Source organism: Chitinophaga sp. NPDC101104 (assembly GCF_050277495.1).
In the GTDB taxonomy this organism is placed as follows: Bacteria; Bacteroidota; Bacteroidia; order Chitinophagales; family Chitinophagaceae; genus Chitinophaga.
This window is the reverse complement of record NZ_JBNNSF010000001.1, coordinates 3,353,326-3,371,893: the sequence shown is the minus strand read 5'-3', so window position 1 is coordinate 3,371,893 and position 18,568 is coordinate 3,353,326. Positions and strand designations below refer to the sequence as shown.

The following is an 18,568-nucleotide window of genomic DNA, read 5'->3' as shown; positions in this document are numbered from 1 at the left end:
CTAATAGCGGTAGCGGCGCGGATACGTTTCATCCGTTCGCGGCCATGGGCAGCTCCCGGTTGAGCTGAAACCCGATCTTCTCTATGAGATCACGCGGGTCGAAAGGTTTGTTGATGACGTGGACCACGTTCGGGTGAACAAAATTGACATCGTGCAATGAAATGCCGGTGAGCACCATCACGGGGATGTCGTTGAAAAGCAGGTTGCTGTTCAGGTTGCTGATCAGCTCCCAGCCGTCCAGCCGCGGCATCTGGATGTCGGTAATGATAATGTCCGGTGTGTTGCCGGCTGCGAGCCACATGAGGGCGCTCAGTCCGTCTTCCGCCGTATACACTTTATATTTATGCTGCAACATGGCTTCCAGCAACATCCTGATGTGCACGCTATCGTCTACTACGAGTATAGTCTTCTTCATTGTTTCCTACATTTAGAAAATAAAGATTTAGTTTTCTTCCACTGCGGCGAACAGGCAATAGGCATGTAGCCCCGCGTGGTCATCTTTGATTTTCCAGGGAGGATTTGGTCAGGGTTCCGGGACCATTGCAGCTATGACACAACGCGATGCGCTGGTACTGCGGTACCGGAGGTTAAATTATTGCAGGAATTACTCAGAGGAATGGTTAGAATTATAGGGTCGTACAAAAGCTGAAGTAAAATTATAAGTTTATTTTCAAATCGCGCAAATAAAATTTTTCACATTAGATTTGAAAAGAGGTCGGCAAACAAGGAACATTACTTTCGATCTCTGTACTGATGCAAAAGTACGGCACCCCAAAAAAAATAATATCTGAAATTTGCGAATGCATGCTTTTTTCTCGTGAAATACAGATTATCGATAGTAAACGATGAATTTAAGTAAGTGGACGACCGCAATCGTGATTTGAATATCAGGATTGTTATATAATTTGGCAGCTGAAACGACCCCCAAACCAGATGATCACCATTAAAGTCATATTGTTTATCAGTCTTTTTATCCTGTTCTTCAGCTATATAGGTTACGGAATAGCCGTGGCTGCGGCCGTGCGGCTGAAGCGCATCTTCCGTCGCCCCAAACCCTTGCCCGAAGGCTATTTCCCGGAAACTACGCTGGTTGTGGCCGCGTATAACGAGGCCGGTTTCATCCGCGAAAAGATCGCCAACACGCTCGCCCTCGATTATCCCGAAGGGAAGCTGCATATATTATTTATCACCGACGGCAGCACGGATGGTACCGATGCGATCGTAAGCGCCTACCCTTCCGTCCGCTTGATGCACGAACCGGCGCGACTGGGCAAAACGGCCGCACTGAACCGTGCGATGCAGCAGGTGCATACACCCATCGTTATTTTCTGCGACGCCAATACTTTATTGAACGATCAGGCGGTGAAATGTATCGTCCGCCATTACCAGGATCCCCGCTGCGGCGGCGTGGCAGGTGAAAAGAAAGTGATCGCGGGGGAAGGCGGTGCGGAGAATGCGGAAGGCATTTACTGGAAATACGAATCGCTCCTCAAGCGGCTGGACGCGGAACTTTTCAGCGTGGTGGGCGCCGCAGGGGAACTGTTTTCCGTGCGCACGGAATTGTACCGGCCCGTTGAGAAAGACGTGGTGCTCGACGATTTCATCATTTCCCTCCGGATCTGCGCCGAAGGTTACCGGATCGCCTATGCGCCGGACGCCTACGCGATGGAAAGCCCTTCTGCCGGCATCGGCGAAGAGCATAAGCGGAAGGTGCGGATCAGTGCGGGCGGGTTCCAGGCGATCAGCCGGCTGGGCGGATTGCTGAATTTCTTCAAGCACCCGGTGCTGACGTTCCAGTACCTGGGCCACCGCGTACTGCGGTGGACACTGGCGCCCCTGAGCCTCCCCGTGGCGCTCATCGCCAACATCTGGCTGGTGATGGCGGGGTATGGCGGGATATACACGTTACTATTGGCGGCGCAATGCGTTTTTTACGCGGCGGCATTGACGGGCTGGGCGCTGGCTATGCGCGACATCAAATTCAAACCGGCCTATGTGCCATTTTATTTTGTGTTCATGAATGTGTCCATTTACGAAGGGTTTTTCCGATTTATCCGTAAAAAACAGCAAGCCGCGTGGGACAAGGCGGTACGTGCTCCAACACTGCAAAATTCATGAGTCAGGCACCCCATACAGCATCTTCCGGCCAGGGCCGTATTTCCAGCATGGACGCGCTCCGTGCATTGGCGATGTTCCTCGGCGTGGGGCTGCATGCGGCCATGCCCTACACGTACCGTCCATTTGAGGGATTATACCATGATCCGTATTATGCCGACATTTCGTACGACTATATTTTCTTCTTCATCCATATTTTCCGGATGCAGCTGTTCTACGTTATAGCGGGGTTCTTTTTCCGGCTGTTGTTCCTCAAGATCGGGACCCGGCCGTTTATCCGCCACCGCGCGCAGCGGATACTTATCCCGTTCGTGGTGGGCCTTTTCACGATATTGCCGCTCACCTACCTGCCTTCGGCGGTGGCGCGCGTGTCGGAAGCGGGGATGCCCTGGAATTGGGCAACGGTTTCTGCCGTACTGAAAGATATTTTTACCTGGAGGGGGCCGCTGCACTTGTGGTTCCTGTATTATCTATCGATCCTTTATGCCGGTGGCCTCGTGGTCTACCATTTGATGGGCAGCGGTGCGGCGAAGCGATTATTGCCGTTGAAGTTCATCCACGGTGATTTTTCGCCCGGCGGTATCCTCCTGTTGATGACGGCCGCCAGTTACATGAGCCTGTGGATGTTTGCTTCGCCGTTCGTGGAGTACGCGCCGGGGCTGGTGCCGAAAGTCTCGTTCCTGACGTATTACGGTATTTTCTTTTTTGCGGGATGGGTGTTGCACCACCATATGAAACGGATCTTCCCATTGCTGAAACGATACGCGCTGCCGTTTACCCTGGCGGGCGTGGTGGTAGGATGTGTCGTGGGATGGGCGAAGATCGATCCGGCTGCGCCGGAGGTGAACAGGGCTTTGCTGCAGGCGGGGGCCACTGCAGCTACAATCTGCCTGGTAACGGGCGTGGCCGGTGTTTTTCTGCGCTGGGTGAATGCCGAACGGCCTGCCGTGCGGTACCTGTCGGACGCCTCTTACTGGGTGTACCTGGTGCATGTGGGGCTATTGGGCGCGGTGCAGATGTATATAGGCCAATTCCGGTTCTGGGGGCCGGCCAAATATGCCCTCGCCCTTGGGGTAACCATCGCGGTAAGCCTCGCCACCTACCAGTGGTGGGTACGGTACACGAAGATCGGATTCTATCTGCATGGCCCCCGCAAACGGCCCGCAGTGGGGGCTTTGCCGAAAAGCGACGTACACGGCCGCCAGCCTGCAACTTAAATGATTTGTTAATGCTCTTAAAATATTTGTAATAATGGAAATATTTCCTAGTTTTACATCCTGAATAGAAGCCCCAACCTTATCCTCTCAAAAAAACCTCCACTTTTTTTTAACCGTTTTCCTTCGAAAAGCCGCTCAGTGATTGAGTAGGCTGAAAAATTATAGACTGTCCATTCATTCGCTGGGTAAGTTTCAAATTGAACATACTGAAACACTTACCATATGCGACAATTTTACCTGTTACTATTAGCTTGCCTGCTGGGATTTGCAATTCCCGGCTCGGCACAGGTATTTAATCCCGCTGACCCGGTGATTACCTACAACCCCAACGATCCTCCGGAAACGCCGGCCTGGGGCACCATTTCCAAATGGGTGCGCACCGTCCGCTCTTCCGTGAACTTCACGAACAAAGACTCCTACAAATGCTACTACCTGAGTGGGATGCCTTTCCGCCTGAAGTACCCCAAAACTTACCAGCACGGTGTCAGTGACGGTAAGAAATATCCCATTTTCATCTTCTTCCACGGCCGTGGAGAAGGTGGCGGCATTTATGACAACGAGTATTCCCTGTACCATGGTGGCGGCAAATTCTGTGCTGCTGTCGACAATGGTAAGTTCGATGGATTCATCCTTGTTCCGCAAAGCACTACCGGCTTTTTCGGTCAACCCCAGTACGATTTTGTTAAACAGATTATCGACGAGCTGAAAGCAAACAACAAGCTCGACCCCGACAGAATTTTCGTGAACGGCCTCTCCGCCGGCGGTACCGAAACATGGGAATTCATGTTCCGCTATCCCAAGGAAGTTGCCGGTTTCCTGCCTATCAGCGGTTGCTCCATCGCCTACCGCGACCAGGTAAACGTTTTCAAGAACATCCCGTTGTGGATTTTCCAGGGCGGGCTGGACAACAACCCCCACCCTTCTACCACTACAGCCGTTATCACGGCCGATCAGGATGCCGGTGGTAATGCCAAGATGACCCTCTATCCCAACGGTGGCCACGGTATCTGGAACACCGCATGGGACGAAGCCGATTTCTGGCCCTTCATCGGCCGCCAGCACAAAGCGAACCCCTGGCCCGCATTCGGCCACAACGAATTCTGCCCCGGTGAAACCGTCAGCGTCGTGCTCGGTCTTACCCCGGGCTTCGACGGTTATGAGTGGCGGAAAAACGGTAACGTGATCGCAGGTGCCACCACCTACGAATACACCGCTACCGAATTCGGCACTTACGATGCCAGGATCAAAAGAGGCACCGAATGGTCTCCCTGGTCTCCCACGCCCGTAGTCGTTAAGCAGAAAGAAGCGACCCAAACGCCGCCGCTCTCCATCGCAGGCCTGATGAGTAAAGTCATCCCCGCTGTAGACGGCAAAAACTATGTGGTGCTCACCCTGCCCGAAGGGTATACTTCTTACCAATGGCGCAAAGTAGGCGACCCCGCCATCATCGGTACCGCACAAACGCAGACAGTGAACACGCCCGGTCAATACCAGGCGAACGTGACAGAGAAATTCGGCTGCTCCAGCGAATGGTCCGCTCCTTTCACCATCATCCCCGCCAACGGCCCCAACCCGCCGGCACCCGCATCCGGCCTCACCGCTACGGCCATCAGCAAAACAGCGATCACGATCGACTGGACAGACAATCCGAATGCCGTTTACAATGAAACCGGCTACGAAGTGTACCGTTCCAATTCGGCCGGCGCCAACTATCAGCTGATCGCCATCACGGCTCCGAACGCGGCTACTTATACCGACAATAACCTCTCCCCCAACACGAAATACTATTACGTATTGCGTGCGGTGAACACTACCGCGGCTTCTGCAATAAGCAATGAAGCAACGGCCACTACCCAGGTAGACAACAATCCGCCGTCCGCTCCTTCCAACCTCGCGATCTCCGGCACGTCCACCACATCGGTGAAACTGACCTGGGGCCCGTCTTACGACGATGTGGGCGTATTCAAATACGACATCTACGTAAACAGCCTCAAATCTTACACCGTAGATGCCACGGAAGACGAGTTCACCGTGTTCAACCTGAAATCGGACAGCCTGTACACCTTTGTGGTGAAAGCCCGCGACCTTGCCGGCAACACTTCCACAAGGAGCAACCAGGTGAGCACCCGCCCCGTAGCGAACGGCCTTAACTACCGTTACTATGAAGGCAACTGGTCTGTACTGCCCGACTTCAACACCCTTACGCCGATCAAGACGGGTATCTCCGAAATTCCCGACCTCAGCGTCCGCAACCGCAACGATCAGTTCGGTTTCGTTTGGGAAGGCCAGATCCGCATCCCCGTTACCGGTAACTATACTTTCGTGACTACCTCCGACGATGGCAGCAAACTGTGGATCGATACCGATTACGATAATGCCGCTACGCCACTCGTGAACAACGACGGCCTGCACGGTACGGTAGACAAGGAAGGCACCAAGTACCTCACAGCAGGTATGCACAAGATCGCGATCGCGTTCTTCGAACAGGGCGGCGGCGAATCCATGACCGTTTCCTGGAAGAACACCGCAGGCGGCGTTGGCAGCACCAAGCAAACCATCCCGGCAGAATACTTCAAAGACCTGAACACCGCTCCGGGCGGCACCGTTCCGAAAGCACCGGGCAATATCAAAGCCACCGCACTGTCTTACAACAAGATCCAGCTCACCTGGTCAGACAGCAGCAACAACGAAACCGGCTTTGAAATCTACCGTGCAGAAAGCGCCGCCGGTCCGTTCAGCATCGTAAATACCGCCGCTGCGAATAAAGTAGCGTACCTGGACAGCGGCCTCAACGCTTCCACTGCGTACTACTACCGCATCCAGGCGATCAACAAATATGGTGCGTCCGGGTTCCACCCGAATGAAACCGGCGGGTTCTCGTACAGCGCGTACAACACCGCCACCAACATCTCTTCCCTCCCCAACTTCAACACCTCCACTCCGGTGAAGACGGGCCTGTCGTCTAACGTTACGCTGGACGTACGCCAGCGGGATGATGCCTTTGCACTGAAGTTCTCCGGCTGGATCAATATCCCGACCACCGGTACGTATACCTTCTATACGAACTCCGACGACGGCAGCAAGCTGTATATCGGCAACTATAGCGAACTTAACCTCGTGGTAAGCAACGACCACCAGAACGGCCCGACCGAAAAGAGCGGGACGAAGTTGCTGACCGCAGGCAAATACCAGATCCACGTTACCTACTACGACAAAAGCGGTAACCAGACGCTGACTACCAGCTATGCCGGGCCTGGCGTAAGCAAACGCCTCATTCCCGACTCGATGTACGTGAACAAGAACGCGACGGCCAAAACGCTCGCCATGCCGGCTATCCCGGCTGCGCCGACCGCCCTGGCACTCACCGCGCTCAGCGGCAGCAGCATCCAGCTGAAATGGAACGACAACTCCACCACCGAAACGGCCTTCGACCTGTACCGTTCGGCCAACGACGCGTCCAACTTCCGCCTGTTCACCTCCATCCCTGCCAATGCAGGATCTGAGGCCAACTATACCGATACCGGCCTGTTCGCCAATGTGACCTATTATTATAAGGTGTTGGCGAAAAATGAAGGCGGCAGCTCCGCATTCAGCAATACGGCCAGCAAAGCCACGCTGAACACGGCACCGGCGCTCACCCCGCTCGAAAACCGTTCCGTACGTTATGGTACGCAACTGGTACTGGCACTGACCGCTACCGATCCCGACGGCGAAACCGTGACCATCACTTCCGCCAACGTACCTGCATTCGGCCAGTTCAATACCAGCGGCGGCACTGCCACCCTGACGTTCAATCCCACGCAGGCCAACGAAGGTGTGTACAACAACATCACCGTAACGGCAACCGACCAGCATGGCGGTGTTACCAACTCTTCCTTCAACCTGACCGTTAACGACAACTACTCACCGGTGATCGGGGCTGTTTCCAACGTTTCGCTGAACGAAAACGCTACGGCTAACGTTGCCCTTTCCGCTACCGATAACAACGCAGGTGAAACCGTGACCTGGAGCGCGACCGGCCTGCCGGCATTCGCAACGCTGACGCCTTCCGGCAACAGCGCCAGCATCGCGCTCGCACCGGGCTTCATCGACGCAGGCACTTATGCGGTAACCGTGAAAGCGGACGACGGCAGAGGCGGTATCGATACCAAGTCGTTCACCATCACCGTGAACGATGTGAACCCGAGCAGGACGATCTTCGTGAACTTCACCGATGGTTCTTACCCCGCGCCCGCACCGTGGAACAACACCAACAAACAGCCGGTGCTGAACGATCTGTTCGCCAACCTGAAAGACAATTCAGGCGCTACCACCACTGTAGGTATCCGCGTAACGAGCAACTGGGGCGCACTGGGCAATGGTTCTAACTACTTCGGTACTACAACCGGCAACAACTCCGGTGTGTATCCCGATAACGTGATGAAAACCGCCTACTGGAGCAATACCACGGCGCAAACGTTCAAACTGGTAGGCCTCAACGCCACCAGCAAATACAACCTGACCTTCTTCGGTGCGCGTGCAGATGTGACCGATAACCGCATGACCGACTACACGGTTGGTGGCACCACGGTTTCCCTGCAGGCTGCGAAGAATACCCAGAACACCGTATCCATCAATAACATCTCACCGGATGCGAATAACGAAATTCTCATCACGATGAAGAATGGTACCGGTTCTTCCTGGAGCTACATCAACGCCCTGGTGATCCAGGTGAACTACGACGACGGTAACGCTCCGGCCAAACCGACCCAGTTCGCCGCAACACCGTCTTCCGGTGGCGTGGTACTGAGCTGGAAAGACGTAGCCTTCAATGAAGCTGCCTACGAAGTATACCGCGCATCCGCACCTGCCGGTCCGTTCACCCTGCTGAACCCCGCCGGTGGCAATGCCAACGCTACCAGCTTCACCGACGCAACTTCGGTGGCCAGCACGCAATACTACTATACGCTCCGCGCTGTGAATGAACACGGTCCTTCCGGCTACACCGACACCATCGGTATCCTGACCGGCAACAACAACCCGAAATTCGACAGCATCGGCAACGTAAGCATCAAGAACAACGAAACCTTCACCATCCCGCTGCATGCGACCGACGATGCCGGTGACGTGATGACCCTGCGTTCTACCAACCTGCCGCCGTTCGCTACCCTGACCGACAATGGCGATGGTACCGGCAGCATCAGCATCGTACCGTCTTCCGGAGACGTTGGCCGCTTCGCGAACATCAACGTGACCGCGTCCGACAACCATGGTGGTGCATCTACGCGGACGTTCACCCTCCAGGTGCGTGATAAGAACATCACAACCGTATATGTGAACTTCAACCAGACGCTGCCTGCAGACGCTCCGTGGAACAACTTCAACTCGTATCCCGGCGCCAACGCGGCGATCGCCAACCTGGCCGATGAAACCGGTACCCTGTCCGGCATCCGGATCCAGCTGCTCGATGGCTTCACCGGTACCAATACCGTGGGTTCCACAACGGGCAACAACTCTGGTGTGTACCCGGACAATGTGCTGGCGAGCAATTATTATACGAGCGAAGCTACCGCCCGGAGGATCCGCATCTCCAACCTGAATGCCACTTACCGTTATAACCTGATCTTCCTCGGAAGCCGCCAGGGTAACGATAACAAAAACACGGAATACACCGTGGGCAGCAGCACCGTAACCCTGAACGCGGCCAACAATACCCGCAATACGGTGCAGATCAACGGTATCAGCCCGGATGCTTCCGGCAACATCGACTTTACCGTTAAACAGGCTACCGGTGCAGCTTACGGGTACATCAACTCCGTAGTGATCCAGTACTACCTCGACAATGGTACACCGCTCGCGCCGGGCAATGCTACCGCGCTTGCCAAGTCCAAGACCAGCATCCAGCTGAACTGGCTCGACAATTCGAACAACGAAACCGGGTTTGAAGTATGGCGTTCTACCGACAAGGTGAACTACACCCTTCGCGCAACGGTGGGCAACAACGTGAACACCTATACAGATAACGGCCTCGGCATCGATACCCGTTACTACTACAAGGTGCGCGCACTGAAAGCCGCCATCCAGTCCGATTTCAGCAATATCGCCACTGCGGCAACCTTCCGCAATGCGGTGTACATCAACTTCAACGTGTTCAACCCCGCAGGCGCTCCGTGGAACAACACCAACTCCGCTCCTGCCCAGGGCCTGGAATTCCCGAACCTGAAGGATGATAACAACGAAAATACCGGTATGACCATGGTGATCCACAAAGCCTTTACGGGCGATAACCCGTACGGCATGAACACCGGCAACAACAGCGGTATTTATCCCGACAACGTTATCAGCAGCACGTACTGGGTGGATATCAACGAAAGCGGACAGCTCAAGATCAAAGGCCTGAACCTTGCCAAGAAATACAACTTCGTATTCTTCGCAAGCCGCGATGGCGCGGGCGACCGTACTTCCATCTATACCATCAACGGACAAATGGTTTCCCTGAACGCTGGATACAACATCAACCAGACCACGCAGATCAACGACGTATCGCCCGACCAGAACGGTGAAGTCCTGATCTCGGTAACCGCCGGCGGACAGTCGATCTACGGTTACATCGGCGCCCTGGTGATCCAGTCGTACACACCGGAAGCCAGCCAGATCGATCCGGACCTCATCCTCCAGAAAGCTGCCAACAACAAAGGCGAGCAAATACTGGAAACCAGCGTCAAGATCGATAAGACGTACCCGAATCCGTTCATTTCCAACGTAAACGTAGAGATCATCAGCGACGGCAAGTCTCAAAACAACTTCATCCTGAATGTGACAGACGTTTCCGGCAGATCGGTACACACGAAGATGCTCGGCAAACTGCCCGCAGGCACGCACCGCGTACTCCTCGATATGGGCTCCAACCGCATCCCGGGCGGCCTGTACCTCCTGCAACTGGTAGATGGAAGCAAAATCGTCAACTCGACCAAATTGATTAAAAGCAATTATTAACGATTCTAACCTTTAAAATGATTACCGAAAAAATCCGGGTCAAACCGGATTTTTTCGGGCTTGTCGGATTAAAAAATTTCACACTTTAACAAAAGCATCCATATGGACCTGATTTATCTGCTGAAAGCGTTGTTGAGAAGGAAATGGTTGATTATCATTTGCACTCTGATGGCGGTTGTCGGTGCCTTCTTGTTAACCATGAACCAGGAAAAGCTTTACAAATCCGTTTCCCAGATCGCTACCGGTTTCACCAGTAACGAACAGGTGAAACTGAAAGACGAAAGCTTTAACATTTACGAGATCGACGCCAAGTTCAGCAACGTCATCGAAGCCCTGAAATCGCCGCGTGTATTGGGAATGACCGGTTACAACATGCTGCTCCACGACCTTCAGAACCCCGGTAAGGAGTTCCGCCAGTTGACCCCGGAAGACAAAAACAGCGATGTATACAAGGCCATGGACAAAGACAAGGCCATCAAAATACTCAGCCAGAAATACAACGAGGAAAAGCTCCTCAGCTCCTACAACCCCGAAGAGCGGCAGGTGCTGGAGATCCTCAAACTCTACAAATACGATCTCGAAACTTTCCGTTACGTGCTTTACGCCAACCGCGTGGCGCGTACCGATTACATCGACATCCAGTACCGTTCGGTGAACCCCGAGCTGTCTGCCTATTTCGTGAACCAGATCGTCACCGAGTTTTTCCGGAACTACGAATCGTCCCGCAATATGCAATCGGCGCAGAACATCGAAACGTTGCAGAAGCTCGTTGACCAGAAAAAGAGCGAGCTGGACGGCAAGATCGGCAATATCAAAACCATGGGTACGATGGACGCGTCTGTAGAAAGCTCCAGCAAGCTGGAACAGATCAGCAATTTCGAGAACAGGTTGGCCGACGAGCGCACCTTATTGAATACCGCTACCCTTTCGCTGCAACAGGTAAACGCCCGCCTGGCGGAAATCGACCAGAGCAACAGTGCCGCCGCCGCAAGCGGGAACACTGCCAACAACGAACTGGCGAACCTCCGCAAGCAGATGAACGACGCCCTGAACGAATACCAGGCCAAAGGCAGCAACAACACCGAGCTATATAATAAATACCTCGCCAGAAAGGCGGATTACCGCAATAAACTGGTAGCGATGGCCGCCGTTACGCCCGGTGCCTCCGGCGGCGCGTCCAAAGCCGATCTCCTGCAAAAGAAAAGCGACCTGGAGCTCCAGATCAAAAGTTCGCAACAGAACATTACCGATTACGAGATCAAGGTACGCCAGCTGAACTCCAGCATCGGCGCCGCCGCATCCCGCAGCGCCAACAACCTCGCCCTCCAGAAGGAAGTGGAACTGGCACAGCAGGAATACGAAGGCGTAAAAACCCGTTACGACGCGGCCCTCAACAACCGCATCGCGCCGATGGAGAACTTCCGCCAGATCCTGTATGGCCAACCCGCCGTGGAGCCCGAGCCCAGCAAACGCATCATCATCCTGGCAATGGCCGCAATGGCGATGTTCGTGTTTTGCTGTATCTCCATCATTTTCATGGAATACATCGATCTGTCCATCAAAACCCCTTCCCAATTCCAGAAGGTGACAGACCTGCGCCTCATGGGCGTAGTGAACCGGGTGAACATGAAACGCGTCACGTTCAGTAATATCTTCACCGACGATGCGCTTCCCGCACAAAGCGGCGCGTTCCGCGAACTGCTCCGGAAGCTGCGCTACGAAGTAGGACATAGCGGTAAAAAAGTATTCCTGTTTACCAGTCCGCGCGCCGGCGAAGGTAAATCCACCATCATCAAGGCCCTGGCCCACAGCCTGAGCCTCAGCCACAAGAAAGTGCTGATCATCGACACCAATTTCCCGCATAACACCCTCACGCAGGATTTTGAAGCGAAGCCCGTGCTGGAGGATTTCACGCTCGCAGAAAATGCCAGCATCGAAAAACAGCTGGGCAACATCGTTTCCCCCTCCGGCATCGAAAACGTAGACGTGATCGGCTGCAAGGGCGGACAATTTACGCCTGCGGAAGTACTGCGGCCCGGTAACCTGCTGGAGCATATGAGCGCATTGAAATCGCGGTACGACTTCATCTTCATGGAAGGCGCGCAGCTGAACGAGCGGTCAGACAGTAAGGAACTGCTGAAATATGCCGATACCATCATCGCCGTCGTATCGGCCAGATCGAGCATCAAGCAGACCGACAAGGAATCCATCGACTACCTGGCATCGCTGAACGGTAACTTTACCGGCGCGGTGCTGAACCTGGTAGAGCAACAAAATATCGATCTCTGATGAGCCAAACGCAGAACGGCATGGCAAAGGGCAACAGGCTGGCGTGGATAGATTACGCCAGGGGCATCGCTATCATCCTGGTATTATACCGCCACATCTTCGAAGGGATCACCCGTTCCGGAGTGGATGCGGCCGAGTACCAGTGGCTGGAGAATGCCAATATCATTTTCTACAGCTTCCGCATGCCGCTGTTTTTCATCCTGTCGGGCATTTTCATCGCCAAAAGCCTGGCCAAGCGCGATTTGTCGGGCCTAATCCGCAACAAATTCAGCATCCTGCTTTATCCCTATATCCTGTGGTCGTTCATCCAGATAACGATCCAGTTCGCCCTGAGCGGATACGTGAATGCGGACCGGAGCTGGGCCGATTACGGGTATGTATTCCTGTATCCCCGCCGGATCGACCAGTTCTGGTATCTCTATGCCCTTTTCAACGTGACGGTTTTGTACATCATCGCGCGGGAAAGGCTGAAAATGAAAGTAGGCGCGCAACTGGTGCTCGGAGCGGCGCTGTACCTGCTGAGCAGTTATGTTTCGGTACGGCACATCGACCTGGGCTTCCTGTATGACATTTGCCATTATTATGTGTTTTTCGCCATCGGCGAGCTGGTTTCCAACTGGATGCTGGACCAGACGAAGTATACCATTTACAGCTCCTGGAAACTGTTTTTCGTGCTGCTGCCGGTATTTGTGGGAGGACAGTGGTACTTCCTGCACGCCAATCTCCAGCATGGCAGTACGCTGTACGTGGAAGAATACCAGCCCGTGCTTTTTGCGGCGATCGCGCTGACAGGATGCGCGTCGATGCTCAGCCTGTCGTTCCTGCTGCAACGCTACGATGTGCTGAAGCCCTTGAAGGTGGCGGGTTTCCATTCCCTCTACATTTATGTTTCGCACGTGCTCGTGGCTTCGGCGGCGAGGATGGCGCTTGTCAAAATTTTCGGGATCACCAGCGTGCCCGTGCTCCTGGCGATCTGCCTGCCGCTTGCGGTGGTAGTCCCGATCCTGCTGTACCGCCTGGCGACGCGCTGCGGGGCCTGGTGGCTGTATAGCCTCGAAAGGCCCGTTCCGCAGAAAGTAGCCACCATAAAAAATTGAAGTAAAACCGATATGCCTGCACCTACATACTCATACTGGCTGAAATCCGGCATCTACAGCGGATTGCAGAAGGCCGCCGTCCTTTTGTTCGGAATCGGGAGCGTACTCTTGCTCACCCGCTTCCTGACCAAAGAGCAGATGGGTGTGTGGAACCTCTTCCTCATGATCACCGGCATCATCGAAATATGCCGGCAATCGCTCGTCAAAAATGCGGTGATCAAATACATCAACGGCCATCCCGCGGAATCGCACCGGCATATCGAAGGTGCGGCGCTGGGGCTGAACGTGGTGATCACGCTGATAACGGGGGCCGTGCTTGCAGTGGCCATCGTTCCGCTGGCTGGTGTGTTACAGGCACCGGACCTCGATTTGGTGGTATGGTCCTTCCTGCCGGGTTTGTTGTTGCTCATCCCCTTTTCCCATTTTGAATGGATGCAGAACGCGAATGCAGATTTCAAGGGGATTTTCTGGGCGTATACCTGCCGCCAGGGCACGGCCTTCGGCCTGATCGTGGCGCACCTGGTGTTCCGGGGGCCGGTCGGGCTGCTGGACCTTGTACTGTATTTCAACGCCGGTATAGTGGCGGGAACGGTGGCGGGATGGTTCTTCGCCCGGAAGTTCATTTCCGGCGCGGTGAAATTCCATGTAGAATGGATGGGCAGGCTCTGGCAGTTCGGCCGGTTCGTATTCGCCACCAACATCAGTTCCAGCATTTTCCGCAATACCGACCAGTTCATCGTTTCTTCCCTCATCTCCGCGCCTGCCGTGGCCATGTACGGCGTTTGCCTGCGGGTTTCCAACCTGGTAGACATGCCTTCGCAGGTGCTGGGCGATATCCTTTTCCCCCGCAGCGCCAAAATGATGGAAGGCGGCAACCTGGCCGGCGTGCGGTATTATTATGAAAAGGCGGTAGGCTCCGTTCTCGCCATCGCCGTGCCGGCCAGCATCATTATCCTGCTGTTGCCGCGCTTGGTGATCGGCGTCATTGCCGGTGCTGCGTATATGGAAGCCGCGACCCTGCTGCAGCTGACGATCCTCTATGGGCTGTTCCTCCCTTTCATCAAGCAGTTCGGCACCATCATGGATTCTATCGGCAAACCGAAAATGAACTTTTACGTCATCACCACTACCGCGCTGCTGAACATTCCCATCTGTTACGGGTTTACGAAAGCTTTCGGGCTGCATGGCGCGGCGTACGGAATGATGACGTCCTATTTTATCTGCTTCCTTATTACGCAAGTGTATCTGCGGAAGACGCTGGGTACGAATTTCCTGCGGACGATCGGTTATTCCGTCCGCTTTTACCCGGAAATGTACCAGGTGCTCCGCCAGCGTTTCATCCTAAAACCCGGCTCCGAATGATCAGGAATAAAGATATCATCATCGTGGGGCTGCAGCCCTGGGACATTGAGATCGGCAGCAATTGCAAGAATATTGCCGCCGTCATGGCCCGCAGCAACCGCGTGTTGTATGTTAACCGCGCGCTCGACCGCATTTCCGCGTTCCGCGAAAAAAACGACCCGAAAACGATCGTGCGCAAACAAAGCATCGCCGGCCAGGCGCCCGACCTGTGCAATATCGCGCCCGGGCTCTGGACGCTCGATCCGCGCACCCTGCTCGAATCCATCAACTGGATCCCATTCGCCGGGTTGTTCGACCGGTTCAACCGCATCAACAACCGCCGGCTGGCCGATGCCATTAACGATGCCGCGGCGCGCCTCGGGTTCAGGGACCCGCTCCTTTTTATCGACAACGATTTTTTCCGTGCCTTTTACCTCCCCGAAATGCTGGACGGTATCAGCGGCACGATCTATTATATCCGCGACAATCTCACCAGCCAACCTTATTTCCGTCGCCATGGCGTGCGGCTGGAACAGGCGCTGATGGCGAAAGCGACCCTCGTCGCCGCGAATTCTTCCTGGCTCGCCTCGTATGCCCGCCGCCACAACCCTTCGTCGTTCGACATCGGCCAGGGTTGCGATTTCAGCTGGATGGAAAACGGTAACGGTCCCGCGAACCCGCTTTTGCAGGACAGCGGCAAACCCGTTGTCGGATACGTGGGTGCGCTGATCGCTTCGCGGCTGGATATCCGGTTGATGGAAACCCTCGCCGCCAAACATCCCGAATGGCAATTCGTGCTCGTTGGCCCGGAAGACGAAGCTTTCCGCCAAAGCGCCCTCCATGCCATGGACAATGTGCTTTTCACCGGCAACCGGCCGGCAGCGGAACTTCCATCGTGGATACAGTCGTTCGACGTTTGCATCAACCCGCAGCTCGTGAACCCCATGACCATCGGGAATTACCCGCGCAAGATCGACGAGTACCTGGCATTCGGGAAACCTGTGGTTGCAACGGCTACCGAAGCGATGAACATGTTTGCGCCATATGTTTACCTCTCCCGCAATGCCGACGAATACGCCGCAGCGATCGGGAAAGGCCTGGCGGAAAACGATACCGAATTGCCGGCGCGGCGCCGCGCCTTCGCACTGTCGCACACCTGGGAAAATTCCCTGGCGGCACTGGAGCGCGCACTGGATTCCGTAACGCATAAAACAACTGAAAATGCCTGATAACAGATTTTCGAACGACAGGATCCTCGAGATCATGGTGACCGCGTTCCTCGCGTTCACGATGATATTCCTCTGTCTTAAAATATTGTTCTTCTGATGAAAGCGCTGACCGCATTTATACTTCGGAACCGGACAGTTTCCTCGCTGGTAGACACGCCTTACTTCTGGGTGGCGATGGCGCTGGTGGCTGGCGTGATCGGATATGCCGTGAGCTATATCGATGAGCGCCTGGGACTGGTTATCGCCGCAGGGCTCATCGGCATCACCGTGGCGCTCATCTGTCTTTTCAACACCCGCAACGGCTTTTATATCGTGACCGTGCTGGGTTTCTTCATGTTCTACATCAAACGGTTCGCCGACGATGCCATCCCTATGGGGGCGGTTGGTGATGTGTTGCTGGCGGTGACGTTCCTGGGGATTTACTACCGGAAAACCGTGCTCAAGGAACGCCTGTGGAAATATTCGAGTAACGTCATCACCCTGCTGTACGGCGTTAACTTCGGCTTCCTGATGGTAGAGCTTTTCAACCCGTCGATGTACTCCGTTGCCGGATGGGTGTTCACGGTCCGCAAGGCGTTGAACTTCATCATGATCTATTTTATCGGCCTGCACATCTTCCATTCCCGTAAGGCGATCATCGATTATGTGAAGTTATGGGTGATATTGTCGGCCATCGCAGGGTTGTATGGCTGTTACCAGCAATGGTTCGGTTTGCTCGGGTTCGAAACGCATTGGGTGATGTCTGACCCTATCCGTTACAAACTTTATTTCCAGGGCGGTGAAATCCGGAAGTTCTCTTTCCTTTCCGACCCCACTTCGTTCGGGATCCTCATGGCACACGGCGTCGTGTTCTCCATCATCCTGTTGCTGAACGCGGAAAACAAGCGCGACCGGAAATGGCTCTTCCTTTCCACGGTGTGCATGGCGCTGGGGATGGCGTACTCCGGAACGCGCACGGCTTACTTCATGATCCCGGCGGGATTGTCGTTGTACGTGCTGATGACCATTACCAACCGGCGGACGATGTTTTTCGCCATCGGGTTCATGATGCTGTTCTGCGTACTGATTTTCGGTCCTTTCTACAGCAATGGCACCATCAACCGCATCCGTTCCACGTTCGAGATGTCTGACGATGAATCGTTGAACGTGCGCGACGAGAACCGCGCCAAGATACAGCCGTACATTTACAAACATCCCCTGGGCGGCGGCGTGGCTACCAGCGGTGTGTTGGGCCTGGAATACAACCCCGAGCACCCGCTCGCGGGGTTCCCGCCCGACAGCGGCTACCTCCGCGTGGCTATTGAAACCGGATGGGTGGGACTGATACTGACCTGTACCATTTACTTCACGATCCTTTTTACCGGGGTCCGGAACTATTACCGGAGCCGGTCGAGGGAGTTCAAAATCATATATCTCGGCATCGTAGCCAGCATCTATGCGTATATCATCGCGAACTATGCGCAGGTGGCCATCGGGCAGATACCGGGCGCGCTGTTCTTTTACAGCGCCGTAGCCATCATCGTGAACCTCCGGGGGATCGAGGAGGCGTCAATTCAAAATCAGCATTCAAAAATTTCTAAAACAAATGCAATATGAAAAAGCAAGCATTTATTCTCTCGTTTCTGCTGACCTCCGCGCTGTATTCGATCGCGCAGAATAACCCGCAGCAGGCCCCCAAAAGCCAGCAGGCCATCAAAGACAAACTGGTGGAACTGGCGCTGAACAACCCCGCCATCCGCATCCGTACCGCGGAGCGCGACAAATCCGTGGCAGAGCTGAACAAAGCCAACGGCAACTGGCTGAATTATGTGACCGCCAGCATGAACCTCAACGAAATCACCCTGCGTATGCGCGATCTGGGAGGCAACCAAAACGGCACCCAGCTCTACTATCCCCTGTGGAACGTAGGTATCAACGTACCCCTCGGCTCCTTCATCGGCAAGGCCAACGATGTAAAGATCGCCCGTCGCAACATCGACATCGCCACCGAGCAGCAGGAAGTTGCCAAACGCCAGATCACGGCGCTGGTACTGACCAAATACCAGGACTACGTTACCACCAAAGAGCAGCTCTCCATTCAGCAGGAGCTCAATGACGAAGACCAGGCCGCTTTCGACCAGGCAGAAGCCAAATTCGCTACCGGCGGCGTCACTTATGAACAATACAGCGCCATTTCCAAAAAATACAACGACGGGCGCGTGAGAAAACTCAACCTGGAAAGAGACCTGATCGTTGTGGGGCTCGAGCTGGAAGAAATTATCGGCCAGAAGCTCGAGACCGTAGTAGGAAAATAAATTTCAATTGT

Annotated in this window: 10 protein-coding genes; 9 read left to right on the top strand and 1 reads right to left on the bottom strand. The window is 54.5% G+C overall.

Features of this window, described 5'->3' with window-relative positions; genetic code table 11:
* Nucleotides 1-28: 28 nt before the first annotated feature.
* Entirely contained in the window at nucleotides 29-415 is a 387-nt protein-coding gene (locus ACQKLP_RS13510) for a response regulator (protein WP_427323275.1), read from the bottom strand.
* Nucleotides 416-933: 518 nt separating this feature from the next.
* On the opposite strand from ACQKLP_RS13510, the gene ACQKLP_RS13505 reads away from it, so the two are divergent.
* The 9 genes from ACQKLP_RS13505 to ACQKLP_RS13465 all read left to right on the top strand — a co-directional run bounded on the left by ACQKLP_RS13505 (nucleotide 934) and on the right by ACQKLP_RS13465 (nucleotide 18,557).
* Nucleotides 934-2,118 carry a glycosyltransferase family 2 protein gene (locus ACQKLP_RS13505; RefSeq protein WP_427323274.1) on the top strand — a complete coding sequence of 395 codons (1,185 nt, stop codon included), beginning with the start codon at nucleotides 934-936 and terminating at the stop codon, nucleotides 2,116-2,118.
* Nucleotides 2,115-3,332 carry an acyltransferase family protein gene (locus ACQKLP_RS13500; protein ID WP_427323273.1) on the top strand — a complete coding sequence of 406 codons (1,218 nt, stop codon included), beginning with the start codon at nucleotides 2,115-2,117 and terminating at the stop codon, nucleotides 3,330-3,332. The genes ACQKLP_RS13505 and ACQKLP_RS13500 overlap by 4 nt, the downstream gene beginning before the upstream one ends.
* A 222-nt stretch (nucleotides 3,333-3,554) precedes the next feature.
* Nucleotides 3,555-10,307 carry a fibronectin type III domain-containing protein gene (locus tag ACQKLP_RS13495; RefSeq protein ID WP_427323272.1) on the top strand — a complete coding sequence of 2,251 codons (6,753 nt, stop codon included), beginning with the start codon at nucleotides 3,555-3,557 and terminating at the stop codon, nucleotides 10,305-10,307.
* Between the two features lie 102 nt (nucleotides 10,308-10,409).
* Nucleotides 10,410-12,596, top strand: a complete 2,187-nt coding sequence (locus ACQKLP_RS13490; RefSeq protein WP_427323271.1) for a GumC family protein — start codon at nucleotides 10,410-10,412, stop codon at nucleotides 12,594-12,596.
* Entirely contained in the window at nucleotides 12,596-13,693 is a 1,098-nt protein-coding gene (locus ACQKLP_RS13485; protein ID WP_427323270.1) for an acyltransferase family protein, read from the top strand. Before ACQKLP_RS13490 ends, ACQKLP_RS13485 begins: the two co-directional genes overlap by 1 nt.
* A 12-nt stretch (nucleotides 13,694-13,705) precedes the next feature.
* Complete coding sequence (locus tag ACQKLP_RS13480) at nucleotides 13,706-15,055, top strand: oligosaccharide flippase family protein (RefSeq protein ID WP_427323269.1); 1,350 nt, start codon at nucleotides 13,706-13,708, stop codon at nucleotides 15,053-15,055.
* Nucleotides 15,052-16,263 (top strand): glycosyltransferase, encoded by a 1,212-nt coding sequence (locus ACQKLP_RS13475; protein ID WP_427323268.1) that lies wholly within the window; start codon nucleotides 15,052-15,054, stop codon nucleotides 16,261-16,263. Before ACQKLP_RS13480 ends, ACQKLP_RS13475 begins: the two co-directional genes overlap by 4 nt.
* 96 nt (nucleotides 16,264-16,359) lie before the next feature.
* Nucleotides 16,360-17,859, top strand: a complete 1,500-nt coding sequence (locus ACQKLP_RS13470) for an O-antigen ligase family protein (RefSeq protein ID WP_427323267.1) — start codon at nucleotides 16,360-16,362, stop codon at nucleotides 17,857-17,859.
* Complete coding sequence (locus tag ACQKLP_RS13465) at nucleotides 17,856-18,557, top strand: TolC family protein (RefSeq protein ID WP_427323266.1); 702 nt, start codon at nucleotides 17,856-17,858, stop codon at nucleotides 18,555-18,557. Before ACQKLP_RS13470 ends, ACQKLP_RS13465 begins: the two co-directional genes overlap by 4 nt.
* Nucleotides 18,558-18,568: the final 11 nt, after the last annotated feature.

Excerpts from the sequence above, each read along its gene's own strand:
- ACQKLP_RS13510 (WP_427323275.1), bottom strand. The coding sequence starts at position 415 with ATGAAGAAGACTATACTCGTAGTAGACGATAGCGTGCACATCAGGATG.
- ACQKLP_RS13505 (WP_427323274.1), top strand. The coding sequence starts at position 934 with ATGATCACCATTAAAGTCATATTGTTTATCAGTCTTTTTATCCTGTTC.
- ACQKLP_RS13500 (WP_427323273.1), top strand. The coding sequence starts at position 2,115 with ATGAGTCAGGCACCCCATACAGCATCTTCCGGCCAGGGCCGTATTTCC.
- ACQKLP_RS13495 (WP_427323272.1), top strand. The coding sequence starts at position 3,555 with ATGCGACAATTTTACCTGTTACTATTAGCTTGCCTGCTGGGATTTGCA.
- ACQKLP_RS13490 (WP_427323271.1), top strand. The coding sequence starts at position 10,410 with ATGGACCTGATTTATCTGCTGAAAGCGTTGTTGAGAAGGAAATGGTTG.
- ACQKLP_RS13485 (WP_427323270.1), top strand. The coding sequence starts at position 12,596 with ATGAGCCAAACGCAGAACGGCATGGCAAAGGGCAACAGGCTGGCGTGG.
- ACQKLP_RS13480 (WP_427323269.1), top strand. The coding sequence starts at position 13,706 with ATGCCTGCACCTACATACTCATACTGGCTGAAATCCGGCATCTACAGC.
- ACQKLP_RS13475 (WP_427323268.1), top strand. The coding sequence starts at position 15,052 with ATGATCAGGAATAAAGATATCATCATCGTGGGGCTGCAGCCCTGGGAC.
- ACQKLP_RS13470 (WP_427323267.1), top strand. The coding sequence starts at position 16,360 with ATGAAAGCGCTGACCGCATTTATACTTCGGAACCGGACAGTTTCCTCG.
- ACQKLP_RS13465 (WP_427323266.1), top strand. The coding sequence starts at position 17,856 with ATGAAAAAGCAAGCATTTATTCTCTCGTTTCTGCTGACCTCCGCGCTG.